Origin of the sequence: Tolypothrix sp. FACHB-123, from assembly GCF_014697075.1 — a bacterium.
Classification (GTDB): Bacteria; Cyanobacteriota; Cyanobacteriia; order Cyanobacteriales; family Nostocaceae; genus Aulosira.
Genome location: NZ_JACJRE010000021.1, coordinates 15,069 through 39,856 on the forward strand (window position 1 = coordinate 15,069; position 24,788 = coordinate 39,856).

Annotated in this window: 20 protein-coding genes, 1 other RNA gene and 3 pseudogenes; 16 read left to right on the plus strand and 8 right to left on the minus strand. The window is 40.1% G+C overall.

All coding sequences use genetic code 11. The features are described from left to right. Positions 1-186: 186 nt before the first annotated feature. On the minus strand, positions 187-1,194 hold the full coding sequence (locus H6G41_RS15465) for a metal ABC transporter solute-binding protein, Zn/Mn family (protein WP_190747078.1): 1,008 nt from the start codon (positions 1,192-1,194) through the stop codon (positions 187-189). Positions 1,195-1,254: 60 nt separating this feature from the next. Between H6G41_RS15465 and H6G41_RS15470 the strand changes: the two genes are divergently transcribed. Then, a complete protein-coding gene (locus H6G41_RS15470; RefSeq protein ID WP_190633798.1) occupies positions 1,255-1,983 on the plus strand; it encodes a metal ABC transporter ATP-binding protein in 729 nt (242 codons plus the stop codon). 115 nt (positions 1,984-2,098) lie between these two features. Beyond that, on the plus strand, positions 2,099-2,983 hold the full coding sequence (locus H6G41_RS15475) for a metal ABC transporter permease (protein ID WP_190747079.1): 885 nt from the start codon (positions 2,099-2,101) through the stop codon (positions 2,981-2,983). A gap of 76 nt (positions 2,984-3,059) precedes the next feature. Here the strand turns inward: H6G41_RS15475 and hisI are convergent, their stop codons facing one another. From hisI to hemB, 4 genes are all read right to left on the minus strand, one after another. Beyond that, the gene (gene hisI / locus H6G41_RS15480) at positions 3,060-3,395 is read right to left on the minus strand and encodes a phosphoribosyl-AMP cyclohydrolase (protein WP_190747080.1); all 336 of its coding nucleotides are present in this window, start codon (positions 3,393-3,395) and stop codon (positions 3,060-3,062) included. 14 nt (positions 3,396-3,409) lie between these two features. Next, positions 3,410-5,254, minus strand: a complete 1,845-nt coding sequence (gene thrS, locus H6G41_RS15485) for a threonine--tRNA ligase (protein ID WP_190747164.1) — start codon at positions 5,252-5,254, stop codon at positions 3,410-3,412. Positions 5,255-5,342: 88 nt separating this feature from the next. Continuing rightward, positions 5,343-6,419: a WD40 repeat domain-containing protein gene (locus H6G41_RS15490; RefSeq protein WP_308796216.1), complete on the minus strand. Its 1,077-nt coding sequence runs from the start codon at positions 6,417-6,419 to the stop codon at positions 5,343-5,345. Positions 6,420-6,539: 120 nt separating this feature from the next. Further along, positions 6,540-7,541, minus strand: coding sequence for a porphobilinogen synthase (gene hemB / locus H6G41_RS15495; RefSeq protein ID WP_190747081.1), 1,002 nt, complete (start codon positions 7,539-7,541; stop codon positions 6,540-6,542). A 161-nt stretch (positions 7,542-7,702) separates the two neighbouring features. Here hemB and H6G41_RS15500 point away from each other — a divergent pair. Beyond that, positions 7,703-7,948: pseudogene (locus H6G41_RS15500) on the plus strand (DUF4351 domain-containing protein); the annotation flags it as partial. A gap of 1 nt (position 7,949) precedes the next feature. Here H6G41_RS15500 and H6G41_RS15505 read toward each other — a convergent pair. After that, positions 7,950-8,342, minus strand: a complete 393-nt coding sequence (locus tag H6G41_RS15505) for an MAPEG family protein (protein ID WP_190747083.1) — start codon at positions 8,340-8,342, stop codon at positions 7,950-7,952. Between the two features lie 174 nt (positions 8,343-8,516). Between H6G41_RS15505 and H6G41_RS15510 the strand changes: the two genes are divergently transcribed. Next, positions 8,517-10,082, plus strand: a complete 1,566-nt coding sequence (locus H6G41_RS15510; RefSeq protein WP_190747084.1) for a YARHG domain-containing protein — start codon at positions 8,517-8,519, stop codon at positions 10,080-10,082. A 34-nt stretch (positions 10,083-10,116) separates the two neighbouring features. Here the strand turns inward: H6G41_RS15510 and H6G41_RS15515 are convergent, their stop codons facing one another. Beyond that, a complete protein-coding gene (locus tag H6G41_RS15515; protein WP_190747085.1) occupies positions 10,117-12,495 on the minus strand; it encodes an ATP-binding cassette domain-containing protein in 2,379 nt (792 codons plus the stop codon). 426 nt (positions 12,496-12,921) lie between these two features. On the opposite strand from H6G41_RS15515, the gene H6G41_RS15520 reads away from it, so the two are divergent. From H6G41_RS15520 to H6G41_RS15540, 6 genes and pseudogenes are all read left to right on the plus strand, one after another. After that, positions 12,922-14,640 (plus strand): IMS domain-containing protein, encoded by a 1,719-nt coding sequence (locus H6G41_RS15520; protein ID WP_190747086.1) that lies wholly within the window; start codon positions 12,922-12,924, stop codon positions 14,638-14,640. 13 nt (positions 14,641-14,653) lie between these two features. Beyond that, positions 14,654-15,469, plus strand: a complete 816-nt coding sequence (locus tag H6G41_RS35145; RefSeq protein WP_242037941.1) for a D-alanyl-D-alanine carboxypeptidase family protein — start codon at positions 14,654-14,656, stop codon at positions 15,467-15,469. Between the two features lie 229 nt (positions 15,470-15,698). Next, positions 15,699-16,460 (plus strand): annotated as a pseudogene (locus H6G41_RS35150) (protein kinase); the annotation flags it as partial. 174 nt (positions 16,461-16,634) lie between these two features. After that, positions 16,635-18,146: pseudogene (gene dnaK / locus H6G41_RS35155) on the plus strand (molecular chaperone DnaK); the annotation flags it as partial. A gap of 64 nt (positions 18,147-18,210) precedes the next feature. After that, the gene (locus H6G41_RS15535) at positions 18,211-18,825 is read left to right on the plus strand and encodes a Uma2 family endonuclease (protein WP_190747088.1); all 615 of its coding nucleotides are present in this window, start codon (positions 18,211-18,213) and stop codon (positions 18,823-18,825) included. Between the two features lie 184 nt (positions 18,826-19,009). Further along, positions 19,010-20,557, plus strand: coding sequence for a serine/threonine-protein kinase (locus H6G41_RS15540; RefSeq protein WP_190747089.1), 1,548 nt, complete (start codon positions 19,010-19,012; stop codon positions 20,555-20,557). A 23-nt stretch (positions 20,558-20,580) separates the two neighbouring features. Here H6G41_RS15540 and H6G41_RS15545 read toward each other — a convergent pair whose 3' ends face one another. Continuing rightward, positions 20,581-21,150, minus strand: coding sequence for a 2'-5' RNA ligase family protein (locus H6G41_RS15545; RefSeq protein ID WP_190747090.1), 570 nt, complete (start codon positions 21,148-21,150; stop codon positions 20,581-20,583). Between the two features lie 88 nt (positions 21,151-21,238). Here H6G41_RS15545 and H6G41_RS15550 point away from each other — a divergent pair, with 88 nt between their 5' ends. From H6G41_RS15550 to H6G41_RS15575, 6 genes are all read left to right on the plus strand, one after another. Next, complete coding sequence (locus H6G41_RS15550) at positions 21,239-21,505, plus strand: YciI family protein (protein WP_190747091.1); 267 nt, start codon at positions 21,239-21,241, stop codon at positions 21,503-21,505. A gap of 37 nt (positions 21,506-21,542) precedes the next feature. Then, positions 21,543-21,639, plus strand: an RNA gene (gene ffs / locus H6G41_RS15555) — signal recognition particle sRNA small type. A 25-nt stretch (positions 21,640-21,664) separates the two neighbouring features. Then, positions 21,665-22,051, plus strand: coding sequence for a phasin family protein (locus tag H6G41_RS15560; RefSeq protein ID WP_190747092.1), 387 nt, complete (start codon positions 21,665-21,667; stop codon positions 22,049-22,051). 185 nt (positions 22,052-22,236) lie between these two features. Next, complete coding sequence (locus H6G41_RS15565; protein WP_190747093.1) at positions 22,237-22,632, plus strand: hypothetical protein; 396 nt, start codon at positions 22,237-22,239, stop codon at positions 22,630-22,632. Between the two features lie 87 nt (positions 22,633-22,719). Then, positions 22,720-23,106 (plus strand): preQ(1) synthase, encoded by a 387-nt coding sequence (gene queF, locus H6G41_RS15570; protein WP_190747094.1) that lies wholly within the window; start codon positions 22,720-22,722, stop codon positions 23,104-23,106. A gap of 596 nt (positions 23,107-23,702) precedes the next feature. Next, entirely contained in the window at positions 23,703-24,764 is a 1,062-nt protein-coding gene (locus tag H6G41_RS15575; protein WP_242037942.1) for a hypothetical protein, read from the plus strand. Positions 24,765-24,788 lie beyond the last annotated feature (24 nt).

Below are 24,788 nucleotides of genomic sequence, written 5' to 3' on the forward strand. Positions count from 1 at the left end.
ATGACGAAGACTATCAAACTTAAATATGCAGATACCGTTAGCCACTCTTGCCAGTCACTAAATAAGCTAAGTTGTGGGTTAGCAAAAAGAAAGATATTCATGATGAGCGATCGCACTGAACCATAACTAGCATTTCATCATAAATCTTCCTGGGATGTGTTTCCCTAGCAAAACACATCCGCGAAATCAATTTGGTACAAATGGCGTATACTTTCCTCCCAAACCCTCAACTATCGATTGGGTATTTGCAATCAGCATTTTTTGATAGGTATCGGCATCACTCCCAGGTTCCCCTAAACTATCAGCATAGAGTTCTCTATCTGAAACCTTGACATTGGCATTTTTCGCTACTGCTGTAATTAATTTGGCATCATTTGTTACTTCTGCGAAAATTGTCGGTACACCTGTTTTTTGAATATCTTTCACTAATGCACTCACCCTGGCGGCTGTGGGTGCGGCTTCCGTACTAATTCCCCCTAATGCCTGTTCTACAGGGATATCATAGGCTTGAGCGTAATAACCTAAAGCATCGTGAGTAGTCACCAACTTCCGATTTTTCTCTGGAATTGTTGCTACTTTCGATTTAATCCAGGTGTCGATTTTGCTAATTTCGTTAGTAACTTTCTGTGTATTTTCACTATACAAATTAGCATTTTCTGGTTTTAATTTACTCAAACTGTCACCAATTACCTTCGCCATTGCAACCCCATTTTGAGCATTATGCCAAACATGGGGGTCGGTGACAGTTTTGCCATCTTCTGCAAACTTTTGCGGGTTGGGAACAGCTAGTTCGTTCACTGCGACTTTGGTAGCTGGGTTAGATGTTGCTTGGATTAAGTTAATTAACTCCGGTTCAAAGTCATAACCACCGTATAAAATCAATTTAGCTTGTTCAATGGCTTTGCGATCGCCTGGTTTAGGCTGGTAAACATGAGGATCGGAACCAGGCTGAATCAAACATTGCAGATTCACCGTTGTGGCGGCTATTTGTTTGGTTAAATCGCAAAGTATAGTATTAGTTGCTACAACTAACGGAACTTCGCTGGCGGCGGTGGCTGGGTTAGCAGTTGCAATGGAAGCAGCACTATCTAAGGGTTTAGTTTGTTGAGTTGTGGGTGGTGTCGCCTCGCATCCCAGTAAGCTGAAGGTAAGAGCTAATACCACCAGTCCTTTATTTTGTTGGTTTTCTAACATTGTTGATACTCACAGATGAATTTATGATTATGATTATCATTATCATAAAATCGGAGTCTAATGCTAGAAGTTCGTCATTTAGCAGTTAACTACAGAGGCGTTTGTGCGGTGACTGATGTCAGTTTCCGCCTAGAACCAGGACAAATCGTTGGTGTCATCGGCCCCAATGGCGCGGGTAAAAGTACGATGGTGAAAGCGATTTTGGGTTTAATTCCCCGTGAAAGTGGGGTAGTTAAATTTCGTAACGGTTCCTTGAAACAGCATCTGGCGCAAATTGCTTATGTACCGCAAAAAAGTCAAATTGATTGGGATTACCCGATTACAGTGTTTAATGTGGTGATGATGGCGAGAACCAGACATACAGGGTGGTTTCGTTCCCATTCTCGCCAATCCCAAGCCATAGTCAGAGAAGCTTTAGAACGTGTGGGGATGTGGGAATTGCGTCAGCGTCAAATTGGGGAATTATCGGGAGGACAACAGCAAAGAGTATTTTTAGCGCGATCGCTTGCGCAACAAGCTGAGTTATTCTTTTTTGATGAGCCATTTGTCGGTGTAGACAAAAAAACCGAGGCGGTAATTTTTGAAGTATTTAACGAACTGAAATATCAAAATAAAACCTTGATGGTGATTGGTCACGATTTGGGCGAAGTTTCCCGCAGATATGACCGATTTTTACTCCTCAATAAAACCATTATTGCTGATGGAAATAGTGCAGAAGTCATAAATGCTAAAAATATTCAAAAAGCCTATGGCGATGGAGTATTTTTTCTCCGCAGTGAACTAATTTAATTAGAACTGATGCACAAAAAATCAAACTCTTATCTCTCTGCGTTCTCTGTGTCCTCTGCGGTTAAAATTCTCTTAAATTTACGTAATATCTGTTAATTAATGTGGAGTTTATTTAATGTTAAATCTACTTTTAGAACCGCTACAATTTGAGTTTATGCGCAACGCCTTATTTACATCCATAATGCTGGGTGTATTATGTGCTGTTGTCGGTAGCTATTTGATTGTACAACGCATGGGATTATTAGGAGATGTGATTGCTCATGCTGTTTTACCAGGATTAGCGATCGCCTTTTTTTTTGGTGTCGATATTTTTATCGGTGCGTTCATTTCCGGTACAATCAGTACCTTGATTATTGCCTGGATTGAAACTCAGTCACGGGTAAAAGTTGATGTAGCAATGGCAATGGTATTTTCAGGTTTTTTAGCATTAGGAATTATGCTAATTACCATATTAAAAAGTCAAATAGACCTGCATAGTTTTTTATTTGGCGATATTTTAGGCGTAACCACATCTGATGTTGTACGTACTTTAATAATTACAGTAATTGTTTTATTAGGTGTAAAATTATTTTACAAAGAATTACTATTTTACACCTTTGATGCTTTAGCCGCACAAGCAATAGGATTACCTGTAAACTTAATGCAAATAGGTTTAATTTCCGCCATTACCCTGACCATCATTGCTAGTATGCAAGCAGTGGGAGTAGTTTTAGTAGTATCACTATTAATTGGGCCTGCTATCACAGCTTATTTATTAGTCAAAGAATTACATCAAATGATGTTTTTAGGAGCAATTATTGGTATAGTTGGCAGCGTGAGCGGGATGTATATCAGCTATTATTTAAATGTGCCATCAGGAGCCGCAATTGTTCTAGTCATATCTGGACTATTTTTACTAGCGCTTTTATTAAGCCCCACACAGGGAATTCTCACCAGACCAGAAATGGCTCATCAAAGAGCTAGACTAATTCAACAATTGACATCTGCAAAAAAGAAATGAGTTAATTCAAAATTCCTCAGCAAAATTTTAGGGACGGGGCGATACCGTCCCTAAGAATTAATCCTCCAACCAAAATCTAAAATTCGGTTACAGATATTGGTACAGCATTAAAAAAACAACTTCTTGCACCAGTGTGACAAGCAATATCACCAACTTGCTCAACTTTTAACAAGATAGTATCTCCATCACAATCATAAAAAAGCTGTTGGACTTTTTGAATATGCCCAGATGTCGCTCCTTTATGCCATAATTGAGAACGCGACCGACTCCAATAATGAGCTTCACCAGTAGCGAGTGTTTTTTCAATTGATTCCCGGTTCATCCAAGCCATCATTAAGACTGTACCATCGCGGTAATCTTGGGCGATGGATGGAATCAAACCTTGGTCATTAAACTTCAAATTGTTCAACATTTTATTAACTGCTGTTAAATAACTTGTTTAGCAATTACAACCTCTTCTAAGCGGTGTAGTAATTCATCCAGATTCATAGTTCCTAAATCTCCGCCGATTCTAGTTCTGACGCTCAGATTTTGATTTTCTACTTCTTTTTTACCAACAACAGCCACAACAGGAATTTTCTCTAATTCGGCTGTACGAATTTGCTTTCCTAATCGCTCACCACTGTTGTCTATTTCGGCTCTTATCCCAGCTTTTTTTAAAGCAATTACTACAGATTCTGCATATTCTCGCACATCATCACTTACAGGTAATAAGCGTACTTGAATTGGGGCTAACCATAAGGGAAAATCACCAGCATAGTTTTCTACTAAAATGCCAAAAAACCTTTCTAAAGAACCAAAAATAGCCCGATGAATCATAATCGGTCGTTGACGACTACCATCAGCTGCAATATATTCCATATCAAAACGTTCTGGTAAATTAAAATCTACCTGAATTGTGGAACATTGCCACAAACGACCGATAGCATCTTGGATTTTAATATCAATTTTGGGGCCATAAAAAGCACCACCACCTTCATCAACAACATAATTCCAGCCTTTAGCATCTAAAGCTTGTTTGAGCGCTGATGTTGCTAACTCCCAAACTGTATCTGTTCCTACTGATTTATCTGGACGGGTAGAAAGATTAACTTCATAATTTTTAAAGCCAAAATCTGACAAAATCTGTTCTGTAAGATTTAAAACTTTGAGAATTTCTTCAGCGATTTGGTGAGGTAAACAGAAAATATGTGCATCGTCTTGGGTAAATCCTCTCACCCGCATCAAACCATGTAAAGCCCCGGAGCGTTCATAGCGATACACTGTACCTAATTCTGCCCATCTTAAGGGTAATTCGCGATAGGAATGTAGTTGATGCTTGTAAGTTAAAACATGAAAGGGACAATTCATCGGCTTAATTTGATAAGCCTGATTTTCTACATCCATCGAGTCAAACATATTCTCTTGATAAAAATCAAAATGACCCGATGTTTTCCATAAATCAAGATTGGCTATATGGGGAGTGTAGAGTAATTGATATCCTGATTCTAGATGGGCTTTGCGCCAATAATCTTCAATAATGTAGCGAATATTTGCACCTTTGGGATGCCAAAAAACTAATCCCCCACCAGCTGCTTCTTGAATACTAAATAAGTTCAGTTCTTGACCTAATTTTCTATGATCTCGGCGTAAGGCTTCTTCTCTTTGTTTGAGGTATGCTGCTAATTGGGCGGGAGTTTCCCAAGCTGTACCGTAAATACGTTGTAGTTGGGGCTTGGTTTCATCTCCTTGCCAATAAGCGCCAGCAATATTTAATAATTTAAAAGCATCAGGTTGAATTTCACCAGTAAAATTAATGTGAGGCCCTGCACATAAATCCCACCAATAATTATTGTTAGGTTGAATATCTGTAATAAATAAAGAAGATTCTGGTGTCCCAACATCAGGACTACCAATAAAGTAACGAGTAATTGTTTCTGCTGGCGGAATCCGGTCGAGAATTTCTAATTTATAAGGTTCGTTTAATTCGGTAATTTCGGCGCGAATTTCTGCTCTTTCTACCTCTTCGCGAATGATAGGAAGATTCGCTTTGATTATCCGCCCCATTTGTTGCTCAATTTTTCCCAAGTCATCAGGGGTAATGCTAACTGGACAATCAAAATCGTAATAAAAGCCGTTCTCTATAACTGGGCCAGTTGCTACTTTAGTCCCAGGAAATAGCTTTTGCACCGCCATCGCCATGATATGGGCGCAGGTGTGACGAATTCGTAGCAGTTTCTCACTGTCTTCCTGGGATAGGTTTTCCTGGGGTTTATTTAAGGAACTGACCATAATTAAACTATAATGATAATCGTTATCATTATAGCGCCAAAACACAGAAAATTCCCCACCATGAGGGTGGGGAGTCGGTCAAAAAAATCTACTTTTTGCCAAAACCTTGACCTCGCTTCCCCTTTTTCCAGATAATTAACTCACCATTATTCCCACCGGCGGCTAATAAATGTCCTTGGGGATGCCAAGATAGACAAGAGAAACCATTTGCAGCACCATCAAGAACTTGAGAGATACGCTTACCCTTATTCGAGAGACAAACCCAACCATCTTCAGCAGCAGAAGCTAACAGGTGAGTTTGGGGTTGAAATTGGAGCGATCGCACTGTATCTTGATGTACAGGTAAAACCTGCGCTTCCCAATCATCAGATTTTTTTTCCCACACCACCACACCTTCAGCGCTAGCAGCAGCCAAAAGCGGTGCGCCAGATTTTGTGGCTGTATCTGACCATGTTAAATAACGAATTTTACCCGGAAAGCCGCGCATCATCCAAGGGTTGGGATTCTCCCATTCTAAAACAGTAATTGAACGATCCATATTCGCAGAGGCGATATATCTACCATCCGGTGACCAACTTATCATCAAACTGGCGGAATCAACAGGTAACAAAGAAGGTTCATCATTCCAATTTTCCGCCATCCATATTTTCACCTCTTGATAACCCGCAACGGCTAAACTTTCACCGTTAGGATGCCAATTAATATCAAGGACAGAAGAGGTATTAAAATTTAGTATCGCCTCAAGTTCACCGATTTCTGCATTCCATATCTGCACGATGCGACCTAAACTAAAAGCCAGTAGATTGGCGTTTGGACTCCACACCATTCTGTCAATCCAAGCACCATCATTCTTCCGCACACTGACTAATTCTGGCTGCTGGGACTGTAAACGCCAAATTTTCACTTCTCCATTTTGCCCAGTTGCGGCGAGAAATTGACCATCCCAAGAAAAAGCCAGACAATCTAAAGATTCTCCATTTCCTGGGAGGAGAGAAATTCCCTCAACTCCTTCTCCCACCAACCACATCATCACCTCTCCATGCGCAGAACAGGCGGCGAAAATCTCACCTTGCGGCGACCAAGCGATCGCTGTAACATAATCTGACAGCATTCCTCGCCACTGCTGCTCAAATTCTCCTTGTATCTTTGCTTTTAAACTAGACACGCCCAAAAACCTCTTACAACTCTGCGTACCTCTGGGTGCAAAACAATAATTTACCCAAGTAATTACACAAAAATCACCAATGACGGTTGACGGTTGACGGTTGACTGTTGACTGTTGACTCTAAAGCAACATCAAAGCCACTTCCTTGGCAAAATAAGTCAAAATCAAATCAGCACCAGCCCGCTTCATACTGGTTAAAGTTTCTAAAATCACCTTTTTCTCATCAATCCAACCATTTTGCGCCGCAGCTTTAATCATGGCGTACTCACCACTGACGTTATATGCAGCTACAGGCACATTAGTATAATCTTTTACCTTTCTGATAATATCCAAATAAGCCAAAGCCGGCTTGACCATGACGATATCAGCACCTTCAGCAATATCTAGGGCTACTTCCTTGATTGCTTCCCGTGAATTTGCGGCATCCATTTGGTATGTTTTTTTATCGCCAAACTTGGGAGCCGAATCTAAAGCATCGCGAAAAGGCCCATAATATGCAGAGGCGTATTTTGCCGAGTATGCCAAAATTCTGACATCAAAATATCCAGCTGCATCTAATCCCCGACGGATAGCGCCGACTCTACCATCCATCATATCGGAAGGCGCTACCATATCAGACCCAGCTTCAGCTTGGGAAACTGCCATTTTCACTAATACTTCGACTGTGGGGTCGTTGAGAATTACGCCATTTTCATCGACAATGCCATCATGACCGTGGGTAGTAAATGGGTCAAGGGCAATATCGGTAATTACTAAGATATCAGGCACAGCTTGTTTAATTGCCTTGATGGTGCGCTGTACTAATCCTTCAGAGTTGTAACTCTCAGTACCAGTATCGTCTTTTTTGATTTCTGGAATTACTGGAAATAATGCGATCGCATTTATCCCCAATCTAGATACTTCCGCAATTTCTGCGACTAACAAATCTAGAGTATATCGATAACATCCAGGCATGGAAGCAATTTCCACTTTTTGCTCCTCTCCTTCCATGACAAACATCGGATAAATCAAGTCATCCACAGTCAATGTTGTTTCCTGAACCATGCGACGTAAGGTAGCAGTGCGACGCAAGCGCCGAGGGCGATGTACTGGGGTAGTCGGAGTGGGATTTTCTGATGACATGAGATTTGAAAACGATTATCGCTAACATATAATGATAATCGTTTTCATTGTTTGTACCGCAAAATACTTTCACAAAAAAATAGCCATCCGGTTATTCTACTTTTAAGTTGCAAAATCCATCGTCAGGGCTGTTGACGGTTGACGGTTGACTGTCGCCATAATTGAGTCGTAAAGAGGTTGAATCAATGTTAGGAATTACGCTACAAGAAACGAGAGTTTATCGGGAAATTAAGGAAGAAGGAGAAAGAGCGCTGGTTCTGCGTCAATTAACTCGGCGGGTGGGACAATTACCTGAAGAGGTGCGTGAACAAGTTGAAACTCTTCCCCTAGAACAATTAGAAAATCTAGGGGAAGCACTGCTAGATTTTACTAGTTTGGCTGATTTGCAAGCTTGGTTAGAAGCATAAATTATGGCTGCACTAAAGATAGGATGATACCAACCAGGGAACCAACAAGTAGAACCATACCGCTAAGAGAACTGATACCAAAGCCAACCATCCGTTTTTCCGCAGCTTGATAATATCCCCAGGCGTAAACAATTCGACCTACCAGCCAAACTGCACCAATACCAGCAGCCCATAACGGGTTAACGTAAACAGAGAATAACCATAAACCCGGTAAGAACAGAACTACTTGCTCTAGAGTATTTTGCTGGACGCGCAACACTCGTTCAAAGTTGGGATCTCCGGTCATTTGTGGAGGTGGTACTTTATACTTATCTCTGGCTCGCCCAACATTAATTGTAATGACCAGGTAGAGCAACAGCGTCAAAGCAGTTATTAGACTAGTCCAGGGTGACATATCAATGCAAATCTTCGTGTACCAAAAAAGTATACTGGAAATAATCGCTATGGCTACTTAACAGGTGAAATACCCTAGCTGTAAGTATATTCAACTGTTACTATCAAGTATTACAGGTGCGTTTGCTGACTGCGTAAACTACCTGAATCTAGGTCTTATATCTTTGAATTACGAATGAACCTGTTGAACGATCGCTATCAAGTTATCCGCACATTGGGTGCTGGTGGGTTTGGAGAAACCTATCTCGCAGAGGATACTTATATGCCCTCAAAGCGCCGTTGTGTAGTAAAACAACTCAGACCGATTCAAAATAATCCCCAGATTTATCAATTGGTGCAAGAACGGTTTCAACGGGAAGCGGCGATTTTAGAAACTCTTGGCGGCGCAATTGACCAAATCCCGACTTTATATGCCTATTTTGAAGCTGGTGGACAATTTTATCTAGTGCAAGAATGGGTGGAGGGAGATACCTTAACAGCAAAGGTGCAACAGCAAGGTTTATTTAGTGAAGGCGCTGTACAAGAATTATTGCTAAATTTGTTACCTGTACTCGAATATGTTCACGGTAAGTATATTGTTCACCGGGATATTAAACCGGATAATATTATTATGCGCCACCGTGACGGTAAACCCGTGCTGATTGATTTCGGTGCGGTGCGGGAATCGATGGGAACGGTGGTGAATTCCCAAGGAAATCCTACCAGTTCAATTGTGATTGGTACACCGGGATTCATGCCTAGCGAACAAGCCGCAGGTAGACCAGTTTATTCTAGCGATTTATATAGTGTGGGGATGACAGTAGTTTATTTGCTGACGGGGAGACAACCGCAGCAAATAGAAACAGATCCGCAAACGGCGGATATTATTTGGCGACAATATGCCAGTCATATTAGCCCAATGATGGCAGAGATTATCGATCGCGCGATCGCCTATCATCCCCGCGATCGCTATCCTACTGCTAGAGCGATGCTGGATGCTTTACAGAGCATATCTAGCCCCATTGCACCAACCCAACCATTCTACCAACCGCAGGTAAATTCTGTACCACCACCGCCAACGATTCCTGTCAGTCCTGGTGCAATAACAGAACCACCAAAAACTGAACCGCCAAGAACGGAACCCCCAAGAACAGAAAGTAATAATCGTAACGCTTTTATTACCGGGGGTTTAATTGCTGGGGGTTTAATTGCTGCGTCTATCATTCTGAGTCAAGTGTTAAAACCTACTCAACAAGTAGCGCAAACAACAGTCACACCTACAGAAACCTCATCAAACGTGACATCTCCAATTGCACAAACTCCCACTAGTTCGCCATCTCCTATCCCCCAACCCACTGTAACACCGCAAGCGATACCTACGGCAACCCCTTCGGGGAATGCCACTCCGACTCCGACATTTTCTGCTTCTAATTCAGCTTCTACAAATACATATACACCACCAACTAACAACACCACAACTAACGATTATTCTTGGCTATCTCAAAGGCCTGTAACTGATGCAGATTTAGCGGGGAAAGATGGTTTTGAATTAGATATTATGCGTAATTGGGTATTTGCAATTCATGGTAGACAGTTTGATACTCCTGGCATACAAGATTATTTTAATAATCAACCTTGGTATCAACCGACATATTCACCAAAACAATTTCCTAATCGATTATTAAAGCCTATAGAAATCCGCAATGCAGAATATATTGCCAAATACCAAGACCGTTATAACTTACGATATTTTAGGAAATAATTTTAATATTGCCCCATGCCCCATGCCCAATATATTAAAATATATCTTTGCGCTTTTGCAGCCAAAAAGTAATAGTTAAATAAATGGCAGCATGTAATAATAAAATACCCCAATTTAAATGTAAATTACCCCATGTTGCATCGTAAACTGCTGTGGGTTCAAATGGTTGGGGGACTGTACTTCCATCAGGTAATTTGGTTGGTTCGGGGACTAAACCGTTGACATTTACTAAAGCACCATAAGCACCTACAGACCAACGACTTAACATCAGCCAGGATAATATTTTATTTACATCGCCAGTTGTTTTAAATAAAACTCCAGAAAAGATAATTTGAGGTAGCAAGAGTAATGGTAAAGCACTATTAGCTTGACTACTATTTTTCACACATGTTGATACTAGTAATCCTAAGCTAAAACTAGCTAATAAAGTGAGGAAAGTTGTAATAGCTAATCCTATCGGCCAGAAAATTAATTCTGAATCAGGAGATTTAAAGCCGATGGAAATAACTATCAGCATCAATAAAGTTTGCGCGATCGCTAAAATTGAAAGGATGGTAACTTTCGAGCTAATATAAGCTAACAATCCTAAATTAACTAATCTTTCCCTTAAATAAATTGCTGCTTCTTTGACAATTTCTTGTAAAGAACTAGAAAGTCCTACCCATAAAGCAGCACAAGTAAAGACAAACAATACTTGCAAAGCTAATGGTGCAAGTTTGGGATCTGGTTCTGCGCCTAAAACAAAGGGTGTTTTATCTTTAATTGCTAAAGTAATTAAACCAATACCGATAGGTGCGGTTAAAAGTGAGAGTAGAAGATTAACGCGATCGCGTAAAATTAATTGCCAATACCGTTGTGTTAATAAAAACCACTGTTGTACAAAGGAAACTTTTTTGCGTGTTGGTGCTAAAGACTTCGCTGGCGATGGAGTGACAGTATTTAATTGATTGCCAATATAACGTTGATAAAAAGGCGATTGCTGAAATAAAGTTGCATAATTAACAACTGCTTGCTCTTGTTCGAGTTTAATATAAATATCGGCAAAGTCACTCACACCAAAAAACTTCAAAGCTTCTTGGGGTGTGCCAAAATAGCAAAGTCTACCACCTAAACCGAGAAAGACAATGCGATCGCATTCGGTAATATTAGCTGTTGCGTGGGTAACTAAAATAATTGTTCTTCCCCCTTGATGGGCTAAATCCTTTAATAGCTGCATCATCTGCTTATCTAAGCCAGGATCTAATCCAGAGGTGGGTTCATCTAAAAAGAATAATTTGGGATCGGCTAATAATTCTACGCCAATACTTACCCGTTTGCGTTGTCCGCCACTGAGATCGCTCACTAAAGCATGACGCCGATGAGTCATTTTAATTGCTTCTAACGCCTGTTCTACCAGTGGTTGCAGTTGGATATCCGGTGGTAAGCGCAGCCTCGCTGCATAGGTAAGTACTTCGGCAACAGTCAATTCTCGGTGAATAATATCATCTTGGGGAACGTAACCAATTTGAGTGCGGTACAAATTAAAGTTTTTCTGCAAATCTTCGCCATTAATCTGCACTTCACCTTTAGTAATTTTCTCAATTCCTAACAGCGTCCGCATTAATGTAGATTTACCCGCACCACTTCCGCCAACTAAAGCAACAAATTGTCCTGGTTCAATTGCAAAAGATAAATTATCTAATCGCCGCTTACCGTTAGTTTCTAAAAGTATATTCTGTGCATCTAGACGAATGCGATCGCCTTGATCGAGAATTTCTAAAATCTCATCGCGCACCACCAAGGTAAACGGCCCGATACGAATTTTCGCCCCATTTACCAATACAGCCGTTCCCATGACTTGTTTACCGTCAATAAACACCCCATTGGTGCTGTAGTCCCGCAGAATGTAACGTCCTTGTCCATCAGTATCAATGGTTGCGTGACGCCGAGAAACTGTAGGCGCATCTAACTGTAAATTAGCTTGGGGATCGCGTCCGAGTAAAATTGATCGCTGTTTTAACGAAATTGACCGAATTGTTGGTGTAGTTACTGAATGGGCGTTAGAGGGATTACCATATCTAATTTGAATCAGTTGATTTGGATTTTGGGCAATTTGAATTTCTACACCATGCGTTAAACAATAGCCTTCTTTGGGAGTAATTAGGGAATGATTAACATATAGCTTATTACTACTCGGTTTTTGCCCATCGCCATCATAAATGCGGTAGTCTGCACCTTCTTTGCATAACACCGCTTGACAACGGGAAACTACTTCCCAATGTTGCGGGACAAGTAAATCACTGGTGCTGGGATCTCGTCCCAAAATATGCTGTGGCTTTTTGAGTTCAAAGTAGAGAACTTCACCTTGGTTGTTTAATTCTAGAAAAGGATTGGAGCTAAAAACAGTTCGACTTTGGGAAGGTGGCTGCACCATAAATTGCTTAAGAAATTAAAGGTGGTCTACTTACTCTGAAGATTGGGCTGCTTAACAGCAATACTTGCTTACTTATCAAAAATTAATTTTTTACGCAAAAACTAAATTAATTATAGGTACTAAAAGTTTATGATATTGAACAGCTAAATATAAATTATATGTAAAAAATCCCCAACTATAATATCGGATATTGCGTAACCGCAGCATAAATTTATTGATTTTTCTGTGCGTCTTATTGTCTATTATCCGAGTTCTGCTTTGCAACTAGCCGAATACGTGAGGTAGCGATCGCTAGATTCAGCAATGCCAAATATTAGAATCCAGTTTGATTTTTGAAAAAGTACCTACTCTGATACTTTCCCTTTCCCCGTTCTGTGTTTGCTCTATTTATGAGTAAGTTCACAAATCAAATAGGAGTGTTATTTTATGACCTTGACATTATTAAATAATCGTTATCAAGTTTTGCGTGTGCTGGGGAGTGGTGGATTTGGGGAAACTTTTTTAGCCGAAGATACTCAAATGCCTTCTAATCGCCGTTGTGTGATTAAACAACTCAAACCCATAGCGAATAATCCCCAGGTTTATCAATTAATTCAACAAAGGTTTCAGCAAGAAGCAGCAATATTAGAAGAATTAGGTGATCGCAGTAATCAAATACCCAAACTATATGCCTATTTTATCGATAATGGGCAATTTTACTTAGTCCAAGAATATATTGAAGGTCAAACCTTAACCCAAAAAATCCAACAGCAAGGGGTATTAAGTGAAATTGCAGTTAAGGGCATATTAATTGATATTTTACCAATTCTAGAATTTATTCATAGCAAGCATATAGTTCATCGAGATATTAAACCAGATAATATAATTTTGCGTTTCGCTGATGGCAAGCCCATATTAATTGATTTTGGTGCGGTTAAAGTATCAATGGGCACAATCATGACTACCTCTGGTAACTCCACCCCGTCAATTGTCATTGGAACACCAGGATTTATGCCGATGGAACAATCGGTAGGTAGGCCGGTATTTTCCAGCGATATCTATAGTTTAGGACTGACAGCGATTTATTTACTTACAGGGAAAATACCCTCAGAATTTCCCACAGATCCGGCTACAGGGGATATTCTCTGGCGAAATTTTGCATTTAATATTAGTCCAGATTTTGCAGCTGTGTTGGATAAAGCTGTGCAACAATCACCACGCGATCGCTATCTTACCGCTAGAGATATGTTAATCGCATTGCAAAATCCAGTTGCACCCACCATACCTGCTATACCCACCGTACCCCCTACTAATCCCACACTAATCGCTACACCAGTCAACGGAGGCCATGTTTCAACGCCAACAATTCCATCTCCACCCCCTGTATATCAGCCACCAATTTCTTACTCTCCAGAACCATCGCCACCTCCTAAAAGTTTGGCTACTTGGCAACAAGGTGTAATTATTGGTGGTGTAATTGGCTCATTAGTTGTCGGTGGTTTATGGTTAGTTAGAGGACAATTATCTAGTCCAACTCAGCCATCAACAAATGTAGCCACATCTCCTACACCTACCATATCACCAAGCTTAAATTCACCTAATAACAATGAAGAAAAATCAACTCCCCCAACTTCCAAAGTAGTTGATTCAAACTCCTCTAATTCTAATACTCCAATCAATACGCCATCAACACCTATTAGCACAGAGCAACCAATCATATCTGAAGATAATTCAACCGAGACAAATACACCTGTAACAATAGCACCAAAACTTACAGAAGCGGGAGCAAAAAATGTAATTAATAATTGGTTAAAAGCAAAGCAAGTTATGTTTGCACCTCCCTACAATCCTCAACCAGCTTCTGAATTAACCACTGGTCAACAATACGAGCAAGTTGCTGGTTATGATGGTTCAATCAACTCCCTCAAAACCGACGGTCATTATTACCAATATGGGTTACAACAAATTGATGGAGTAGACGATTTTGTTGTTAATGGTAACCAAGCCACTATTCAAGTAAAAGTTACTGAAGACCGCACGCTTTTTGATAGAAATGGCAATATTCTTCCTAAAGAAACTGATTTTAAAACTAGAACTGTGCGGTATACTTTACAGTTTGTAGACCAACGTTGGAAAATAGCTTCTACGCAAATAATTAGTAAATAAATAGCAAATAATTATGAGAATTTTCTCAAAATTACCTTATATTGTCAAAATATTAGTAACTGCTACAATTGTAGCAGTTTGCGTTATCATTAGTGGTACTTTGATGATGAGATTTTCTACCTCAAATGTACCCGTTCAAGCTACAAATTCTCCAACAGTAACAACTACAATTGCCGCACAACCAACCTCAGAAACCATAGCTTTACCAACTGCGAATATTCCTACTAATTCGACACCCCTAGAAATTAGTAGAACTGTGCAAATCGAGAAAAATACAACTCAAAATACAGCAACATCTAATCAAATTGCTTATGGGCATTTTCCTTACCCACAAGCCGATCGTAGCCAAATGATGCTTATTGGTAGCTATGCAACAGGTGCAGATCAGCGCTTTGAATCTTTAAATACTGAAGCTGTACAAGCATTTATGAAAATGACTTATGCAGCCAGAGAAGTAGGTATTTGGATTATTCCTGTATCTGGATTTCGGACTATAGAACAACAAGAAAAATTATTTCAAAACCAAATTAAACGCCGGGGTTCGGCACAAGCAGCCGCAAAAATTAGTGCCCCACCTGGACATAGCGAACATCATACAGGTTTTGCTTTAGATTTAACAGATGGCAAATCCCCGAAAAAAGACATTACTTTAGCATTTGAAAATACAGATGCTTATCGTTGGTTGACTAAACATGCTCAAGAATTTGGCTTTGAACTGTCTTTTCCTGCCAACAATAAACAAGGTGTCAGTTTTGAACCTTGGCACTGGCGATATGTAGGTTCAACAAATGCAGCCGCAGTATTTGCTAATGCGAGAAATCAGCAATAAATAATTCAAAGTCATGACTTTTAAATAAATTTACATCTCATACCTGGTTAAAAAAGAATACGACAAATACATGAGTTAAGGGAAACCTTGGAACCTGACACATGATTGATGTGTTACCAAGGTTTTTGAATTGCTATAACTTGTTGAATAAACGAGAAAAGTAAAGTGTAGAATGTAATATACGTAATTTTTGCAAAAATTAATACTAAAAATTCAGTAACATCACACCATGATTGGGCAAACACTGGGACAGCGTTACAACATTATCCAGCTATTGGGAAAAGGTGGCTTTGGTGAAACCTATCTTGCAGAAGATTTGTATATACCAGTAGAACCAAAGCCGAGATGCGTTGTCAAGCGTTTATGTCCACAAGTGATACAACCTGATATTTTACGACTATTTGAAACCGAAGCAAAAACACTCTACAACCTGGGACAAAACCACGAACAAATTCCCAAACTTCTCGCCTATTTTGAGCAAAATGGTGAATTTTATCTTATTCAAGAATTTATCGAAGGGCATGACTTAGGTAAAGAACTGACTCCTGGCAAAATCTTGAGTGAACCTTATACTATCAAACTGCTACAGAATGTTTTAGAAGTTCTGGCATTTGTCCATCAAAACAATGTGATTCATCGGGATATCAAACCCTCAAATATCATGCGGCGCAAACCTGGGGGCAAATTAATCTTAATTGACTTTGGGGCGGTTAAGCAAGCTGGTATATTTTCCCCAAATATATCAGGGCAAACAAGTCTCAGCGTCAGTATTGGCACACCTGGTTATATGCCTAGCGAACAAGCATTAGGTAAGCCGAGATTACAGAGTGATATTTATGCATTAGGAATGGTTGCAATTCAAGCTTTAACTGGTATACCACCGCATCTACTTTCGGAAGATGATGACGGCGAACTTTTGTGGCAAAACCGAGTTCAAATTAGTGATGATCTGGCAAGTATTTTAACGAAAATGGTGCGGTATGATTGGCGACAGAGGTATGCTAATGCAGGCGATGTTTTACAGACATTGAATGAAACTTTACAGTCTTCTGTTCCGCCTACTATATTAAAGCCTCCTCAACCTTCACAGTCTTCTGTTCCTCCCAATTCCCAAAGTCATGTACATTCATCAGCATTCAAACACCAACACAAGCAATGTGCGAATATTATTGGCATTGATTTGGGTACAACAAAAGCAGTAATGGCTGTAATGGCAGATGGAAAACCTGTTGTTATTCCTAATGAATATAACTCTCTCATAACTTTTTCTGTGGTGGCTTACGGCCAAAACAGTGACATTTTAGTTGGACAAGCTGCAAAAACTCAAGCGCTCAAAAATCCTCAAAATACTTTTGATTCAGTGATAAATTTTATCGGTTGCGAATATGATGAAATTACGAAAGAGCTAATAGAAAAAGTTTTTTACAAAATAGTTAATAATGCAGGTAAACCCAATATAGAGTGCCCAATTACCAGACAGCTATTAACAGCAGAAGAAATTTTAGCTCATATTTTATCGTATTTGCAAGACTGTGCCAGCAAGTATACAGGACATACAAATATTCAAGCTGTCGTTACAGTTCCAGCTTATTTTAATGATATTCAATGTAATGCTCTCAAAAACGCCGCAAAAATTACTAAGTTAGAAATTTTGCGGATTATTCGCCATCCTTTAGCAGTAGCATTAGCTTATGGTTGGAATAAAAAAGATAATGAGACTATTTTAATTTTTGATCTGGGCGCTGCTCAATTGAGTATTTCAACTTTAATAGTTGAAGATGGAGTATTTGAGGTGTTGTCATACTCAGGAGATAAACGACTAGGAGGAAGCGATTTCGATCGGCAAATCGTTGATTACTTAATTGAAAATTTTCGAGAAGACGAAGGCGTTGATTTACGCCAAGATAGACAAGCTATACAACGTTTAACAGAAGCCGCAGAAAAAGCTAAATTAGAACTTTCGAGTGCAACTCAAACAGAAATAAATTTACCTTATATAGTGCAGACAAATTCTGGCTATAAACATCTAAATATATCCTTAACTCGTGATAAATTTGCGGAAATATGTGCAGATTTAATCAGCCGTTGTCATATTCCTCTAGAAAATTCGCTGAGAGATTCAAAGTTAAGTAAATCTGATATAGATGCGATAATTATGGTTGGTGGTTCTAGTCGGATTCCTGCCATTCAAGAATTAATTCGTAACTTTTTTAATAAAGAGCCAAACTTAAAGTTAAATTCCCAATATCCAGCAGCCTTGGGAGCAGCAATACAAGCTGGTATTTTAAGTGGAGATATGACTGGTATCTTGCCATTAGATGCGTTACCACTATCTTTAGGTGTAGAAACATTGGGCGGTGTAATGACCAAAATTATTCTCCGCAACACCACAATTCCCACCAAAAAATCAGAAGTTTTCTCCACCACTGTTGATGGTCAAACAAAAGTAGAAATTCATATTCTCCAAGGTGAAAGAGAATTTGCTAACGATAACAAGAGTTTGGGAGGCTTTTGTCTTGATGGTATTCCCTCAGCACCACGCGGTGTACCTCAAATTGAGGTGACTTTTGATATTGATGCTAATAGCCTTCTATGTGTAATTGCTAAGGACAAAGGTACAGGTAAAGAAGAGTCTATTTGCATTACTCATGCCTCTAGGATATATAAACAAGAAGTTGGAAATTTTGCCATCAATTTTGCCATCATGGGAATAGACACACCTAAGCAAAAATAAAGATATTATGACTCAAGCTTTACCAAAAATAGTTACTTTTGATGAATTTATTGCTTGGTATCCCGAAAACTCTGGGGTACGCTACGAACTGCACAATGGGGAAATTGTCGAAATGTCACAGCCAACAGGGAAACATGAGAAAGTAAAAGGGTTTTTGGTAAGAAAGCTATCTGTGGAGTTTGACAGGTTAAATCTTCCCTACTTTATCCCTAATCAAGCGATAGTAAAACCTCCAGCAAGAGAATCAGGTTATTTCCCAGATGTTTTGATCGTCAATGATGCAGCTTTAGCCTCGGAACCTCTTTGGGAAAAATCTTCCACTATTATCAATGGTGCATCAATCCCTTTAGTTATAGAGGTTGTCAGTACTAATTGGCGAGATGATTATTATTTAAAACTTGCCGATTACGAGGAAATGGGTATTCCTGAATATTGGGTTGTTGACTATGCAGCGTTAGGTGCGAGAAAATTTATTGGCAATCCCAAACAACCTACTTTTTCACTTTATCAATTGATTAATGGTGAATATCAAGTTACTCAATTTCGGAGTAACGATCAAATTCAGTCTCCAACATTCCCGGAATTAAATTTAACAGTAGAGCAGATATTTATAGCAGGATAATAACCTGATATTTTCATAGGTGTGGTGAAGCGATCGCCAATCAATACCAAACCTAGTCATTTGTTATTCTCCGCGTCGCTGCGTCCCCCTTGCCTTCAACAAAGCTATCTTGTTTAAATCCCAAATCCAACATGCTATAAAATATACAATTGATATCCTGATTCTGACTGGCTAACGCCAACTTATGCAAACGCTGCTAAATAATCGCTATCAAGTAATTGAGACTTTGGGGGGCGGTGGATTTGGTGAAACTTTCTTAGCAGAAGACACCCAAATGCCTTCTAGGCGTCGCTGTGTGATTAAACAACTCAAACCAATTCAAAATAATCCCCAGGTTTATCAACTGGTACAAGAAAGGTTTCAGAGAGAAGCAGCGATTTTAGAAGATTTAGGTGGTGCTACAGACCAAATACCCGCCTTATATGCTTATTTTCAGTCAGAAGGGCAATTTTATGTGGTTCAAGAGTTGATTCAAGGTCAAACTCTGACTGCAAAGATGCAACAGCAAGGAAGATTTAGTGAAAGTGCTGTTAAAGAAATATTAGTAAATTTATTACCAGTTTTAGAGTATATTCACTCAAAGCGGATTATTCACCGCGATATTAAACCAGATAATATTATTTTGCGCGATCGCGACGGTAAACCCGTACTGATAGATTTTGGTGCAGTGCGGGAAACAATGGGCACAGTATTTAATTCCCAAGGTAATCCTACCAGCTCGATTATCATTGGTACACCCGGTTATATGCCCAGCGAACAAGCAATGGGGAGACCGGTGTTTTCCAGCGATTTATATAGTTTAGGGATGACAGCAATTTATTTGCTGACGGGGAAACAACCACAAGAATTAGAAACAGATCCGCGAACAGGGGAAATTATTTGGTCTCATTATGCATTAAACGTGAGTCCAACATTAGCCGGAGTTATCGATAAAGCGATCGCCTATCATCCACGCGATCGCTTCGCTACAGCTAGGGAAATGCTACAATCCTTGCAAATTGGCGCAAATACCTTTCCTCCCACACAGCCTTATAACCCTCAACCAGTAGCATCAACACCACCAACAATCCCAGTTAGCCCAGGTGTATCTTATCAACAACAGACAATTCCCGTTAGTCCAGCCCCATCTTATCAACCAACTAATCCTCAACCCACAAATAACGGACAAAAAGGAGTCTTAATCGCCAGTTTAATCGCAGGTGGCTTGATTGTGGGTGCGGCTATTATTGGTTTTGCGATCGCTAACAATAAGCAACCGCAAATAGCACAGTCCCCACAGCCATCTAACGAATCTGCAACAATCCGCAATCAACCCCAAGAAACCGCTACACCAAATACCACCACTCCTAGTCCTACGCCATCTGTGCAAGTTTCTCCCACAACACCCACATCAGTTGAACGTCCATCACCAGAACAAGTGATACAAAATTATTATGCAAATATCAATCAACGTCAGTTTGAAAATTCTTGGAATTTACTAGTACCTAGTTTACAAAATAATCGCAAACTTCACCCCAACGGCTATCTTTCCTATATAGATTGGTGGGGAAATAGAGTCCAAAGTGTATATGTATCCCAAGTCAATTTATTGTCAGCAAATTCAGATACAGCTACCGTTAATGCCCGCTTAGAATACACAATGAAAACCGGAAAAACTGTCCCAAGTTCGGTAAATTTTTCGTTATTATGGGATGCTGCAAATAGCAGATGGGTTGTGGGTGATGTCAGGTAGTATTTTGAAGCATAAAGTCCTCACTACAAAATAACATCAGAATTTTCACTTTTAGGTAAAAAAGCAAATTCTGATTTGATATGCCATCGCTTATTGTCGTGAATTAATAATGTTACCTTATCGGCAATAAACTCAAAATATAACTGGCGATTGGCAAATTCTGTCCAAGCTGCTTGAAAATTTTGTCTGATTAAATCGCGGAAAGCAACTGTCATGTGGGGTGTAAAGCGGTGGTTTTTACCTTCCTTATCTACAATACCTAAATTTGCTTCGACAACGGCTTTTAAGTCTGCTTGCAAATTTAGCAATTCTTGGCTTTGCACCACATCTATATAGATGACACGGGGCGGAAAAGCTGCAAACCCATTCAGGGTAATAGTTAGCGACTGTTTTTGACTCGCAAACTCCGCCAAAGTAGCTTCTATTTTCGATACATCACTATCAGCCCATTTAAAAGGCTGTTGTAATGTAATGTGCGGTGGGGACTTTTGCGCATGTCTGCTGGCATAATTATCAGCAAAATACTGCTTGATGTCGTTGGCGTAATCTTGAATATCTTGCGGTGGTAGCAAGGCTATGAAAAATAGGCTCATTCAATTTGAGATTTAAGTCAAAGGGCACAAAGAAAAGGATTTATCCTATGGATTTGAGGATAGCAAAATTCGAGAGGTTCTAAAGTAAATGCCAATTTTCGTCAAAATTGAAACGGGCAAAGTTGATAAACCTACCTTTGACAAATACGTACCTGCCCATAAAGCTTACGTTCAAGATTTGATTGCTCAAGGACATAAAGCCAGAACTGGTTACTGGGCAGGATTTGGCGGTGGAATGATGATATTTGAGGCACAATCAATGGCAGAGGCCCAAGAAATTATCGCCCGTGACCCCTTGGTAGCAAACGGTTGCGTGAATTATCAGCTACACGAATGGCGAATTGTTGTGGAATAACATCCAATTACGGAATTATTGTGTTAATCTATTAATAGACCTGGACTTATGCGACTTCAACGCCCAAATCTTGTCAGGACCGGAAGGTAGCAGCAATACGGGATGCTTGTGGTAGGCGTAAACTCCGGGTCGCCCTATTTTTAGGAGCGTTCAGCAGCAATGCCTGGTTTTGGAGATATTGTTCAAAAAGCTTTTTACCTCGGTGTTGGTTTAGCTTCTTACGCAGGTGAGAAAGCAGGGGGAAAATTAGCCGAATTGCGATCGCAAGTCCAAAAACTGGCAGATGAAATGGTGGCAAAGGGCGAAATGACCACAGAAGAAGCCCGCCGCTTTGTCGAAGATATGATGAAGCAAGCTCAACAGCCCCCATCATCTACCGCACCTACAGACAAAACACCGCCTGCTGAACCTCGTCGCATCGAAATTCTTGAGGAAGACGAAGAACCAACAGTCAAAGATTCCTCCCCAACTGATGATGTAGATGGATTGCGTGACCAAGTGCTAGAACTGCAAGAAGAGTTAAAACGGCTGCAACGCAATGACTAGTCAATAGCAGTAATTTAGCCATAGCACAAACACAATATATTTTTGAATATACTTGAACTAGGATCTACCTAGGACATCATAGCGGGAATCCAAAATCCTTTGCGAATTTTCAGCTAACGGTACTAGTACTTCCAGCCAGGTCACACTGAGCGCTCTATTCATAAGCCAGTAAAGGCGTCAAGTTTATGGAAAATTGGCAAAAAGATTTGATGGACATCATTGAGACTGTGGCTGAGGAAGTAGAAGAGTTTTTCCTGGGAATGAGTGACATGGTAGACGCTTTTTTGGAACTCACAGAAGAAATTACTGAACAGGTACAAACTACAATTGCTACTGAAGTTGACCAGTATTTACAAGATTTAGCCGAGCCAATGTTTGAGGCTTACTGGGAACTAGAAGATGTAGTTACAGATTTAGATGCGGGTTTTCCCTATTCAGTTGAAGCCACAGCAGAAAAAAATCCGGCTTGTATCGGTTGTACCCATTACCACGGGCAAGCTTATAGTGGTAATTTATTAGTCTGTGCCATGCATCCTCACGGTTGGGATGATAGTAATTGTCCAGACTGGGAGCAGGAGTAGGGACTGGGAAGGGGGACAAGGAAGAATTATATAACACTTGCTCAATGACAACTGACAACTGACAACTGACAACTGACTATTTGACAAATGACAACTGACACCAAAGAAATGAAATATGGCGAACGCGAGATTGCGGAAGGACAATTAATTACCTTTCCGAATCCGCGTGTGGGTAGGCGATATGACGTTAGCATTACTTTACCGGAGTTTACTTGTAAATGTCCGTTTTCTGGCTATCCGGATTTTGCGACGATTTATATTACCTACGTCCCTGATGAGCGGGTAGTGGAATTAAAAGCGCTGAAGCTTTATATTAACAGTTACCGCGATCGCTATATTTCTCACGAGGAATCTGCAAATCAAATTCTTGATGATTTTGTCGCTGCTTGCGATCCTTTAGAGGCGACAGTCAAAGCAGATTTTACTCCCCGTGGTAATGTGCATACTGTGGTGGAAGTACGTCATCAAAAATAATAATAATATTAATATTTTGGGTATTGGTAACTATATTTCTCAATGCGCAATGCCCAATGCCCCATGCCCCACGCTCATAAATACAACAACACCCAAGCTGCGACTTGCTTAGTGATTTCCTCTGTTTACTCAGGACACACGGGGTTACAATTACTAATTACATTCTCGCTATGTAATTACGTTTACTTGTATTACCCCCTCTTCACCACATTGAGGAAATATTAGCTTTCGAGTTGGGTGTTGTTGTTAGTTGACGAGACAGACTATGTAACAGCGTTTTTTACCTCTTAACTAACGTGGACTTTGTCTACTTGGCTGTTGTATCTGCCAGGGAAGCTTTGTAGCTTCAATTATTAAAATAGCACTATTAAATTATGGCGTCTGATTTTGAAAGCAAACTTTACTGATATGCAAATATACACTCATTTTGTGTAACGGTTTATTAACTGTAGGGCATGGGGCATGGGGCATTGGATATTTATTAAACGTAACAGTGTTTATCTGGAAAAAAGCGATCGCTGTTTGTAGTCGAAAATCACAGAACAAATGTTCTAATTATAATTAGGACTTTTATTTAAAGTTGTGATGGAGTGGGGATGGGGTCATTAAGTCAAAAGCTAATTGTGGGGATATGTCTCACTGCATCTTGGATAACTCCAGCATTGGCGCAGCAAGATTTACTTACCCGTGCAGAAGTTTACAAGTTGCAAAATCAAGTGCAATTGTTATTGAAAGATAAACCACCACGGGCGGCGAAAAAGGCTGATGTGTTGGTTCCTTTAGATGCACTACAAACAAAAACGCGATCGCGGGCTGAATTATTATTTAACGAAGGTGCGCTAGCGAGGATTGGTTCTAGTGCGACTTTTCTATTTAAACCAGGACTCCGGCGCTATGAAATCACTAACGGCGTTTATAAAGCAGAAACTATTTTTCAATTGCAAAATGGTACAGCTGTAATCGCCAGTGCGGCTGGTAGTACAGGAACGACAATCGAAACGCCTCAAAGCCGGATTAATATTATTGCAGCCGCACCACCACCAGGTTCAGATATATTACCCCCAAATGTTACCAGTGGGGCTGTAGCTGTAACTCATAACGGTGCTACTAATACTACTCAAGTTTTTAATTTAACTAATTTACCTGTTACAGTTACCAATCTCAACGGAACTCAAACCCAAACTTTACAGGCTGGTCAAACAGTTACCGTTAACAATGGGGTAATCAGTCCAGTACAAAACTTTGACTTGCAGAAATTTTATCAAACCAGCCAATTAGCTACGGGATTAGGGCCGGGACAAGAAGCATTAGTAGCCCAAGAATCTCCGAATGTGCAGTTAATTCTCAATAAAGTGAGAAAAGAAACTTTAGCAGGATTAGAGACACAAAAAGTCTGGATTGAAGGTTTGTGTAATGTCAATTCCCGTGGTGGAGCTAGTACGCTCTCTACGAATTGTATCACTACTAACGATGACCCACTGCGGAAATTTGAAGACGATCGCAATCCCGTGACTCCCCAACCACCAAGAACAGACCAAGACAATCCAACTGGCGGTCAAACTGGCGGTCAAACTGGTGGTCAAACTGGTGGTCAAACTGGAAGGGATACTGGTGTACCAACAGGTGGTCAAACAGGCAATCAAGGACAAATACCTTAAAATGCGATCGCACAATCAAGCAAA

Bases quoted from the DNA above. Each gene is read 5' to 3' on its own strand.
- H6G41_RS15465 (WP_190747078.1), bottom strand. From the start codon at position 1,194: ATGTTAGAAAACCAACAAAATAAAGGACTGGTGGTATTAGCTCTTACC.
- H6G41_RS15470 (WP_190633798.1), top strand. From the start codon at position 1,255: ATGCTAGAAGTTCGTCATTTAGCAGTTAACTACAGAGGCGTTTGTGCG.
- H6G41_RS15475 (WP_190747079.1), top strand. From the start codon at position 2,099: ATGTTAAATCTACTTTTAGAACCGCTACAATTTGAGTTTATGCGCAAC.
- hisI (WP_190747080.1), bottom strand. From the start codon at position 3,395: ATGTTGAACAATTTGAAGTTTAATGACCAAGGTTTGATTCCATCCATC.
- thrS (WP_190747164.1), bottom strand. From the start codon at position 5,254: ATGGTCAGTTCCTTAAATAAACCCCAGGAAAACCTATCCCAGGAAGAC.
- hemB (WP_190747081.1), bottom strand. From the start codon at position 7,541: ATGTCATCAGAAAATCCCACTCCGACTACCCCAGTACATCGCCCTCGG.
- H6G41_RS15505 (WP_190747083.1), bottom strand. From the start codon at position 8,342: ATGTCACCCTGGACTAGTCTAATAACTGCTTTGACGCTGTTGCTCTAC.
- H6G41_RS15510 (WP_190747084.1), top strand. From the start codon at position 8,517: ATGAACCTGTTGAACGATCGCTATCAAGTTATCCGCACATTGGGTGCT.
- H6G41_RS15515 (WP_190747085.1), bottom strand. From the start codon at position 12,495: ATGGTGCAGCCACCTTCCCAAAGTCGAACTGTTTTTAGCTCCAATCCT.
- H6G41_RS15520 (WP_190747086.1), top strand. From the start codon at position 12,922: ATGACCTTGACATTATTAAATAATCGTTATCAAGTTTTGCGTGTGCTG.
- H6G41_RS35145 (WP_242037941.1), top strand. From the start codon at position 14,654: ATGAGAATTTTCTCAAAATTACCTTATATTGTCAAAATATTAGTAACT.
- H6G41_RS15535 (WP_190747088.1), top strand. From the start codon at position 18,211: ATGACTCAAGCTTTACCAAAAATAGTTACTTTTGATGAATTTATTGCT.
- H6G41_RS15540 (WP_190747089.1), top strand. From the start codon at position 19,010: ATGCAAACGCTGCTAAATAATCGCTATCAAGTAATTGAGACTTTGGGG.
- H6G41_RS15545 (WP_190747090.1), bottom strand. From the start codon at position 21,150: ATGAGCCTATTTTTCATAGCCTTGCTACCACCGCAAGATATTCAAGAT.
- H6G41_RS15550 (WP_190747091.1), top strand. From the start codon at position 21,239: ATGCCAATTTTCGTCAAAATTGAAACGGGCAAAGTTGATAAACCTACC.
- H6G41_RS15560 (WP_190747092.1), top strand. From the start codon at position 21,665: ATGCCTGGTTTTGGAGATATTGTTCAAAAAGCTTTTTACCTCGGTGTT.
- H6G41_RS15565 (WP_190747093.1), top strand. From the start codon at position 22,237: ATGGAAAATTGGCAAAAAGATTTGATGGACATCATTGAGACTGTGGCT.
- queF (WP_190747094.1), top strand. From the start codon at position 22,720: ATGACAACTGACACCAAAGAAATGAAATATGGCGAACGCGAGATTGCG.
- H6G41_RS15575 (WP_242037942.1), top strand. From the start codon at position 23,703: ATGGGGTCATTAAGTCAAAAGCTAATTGTGGGGATATGTCTCACTGCA.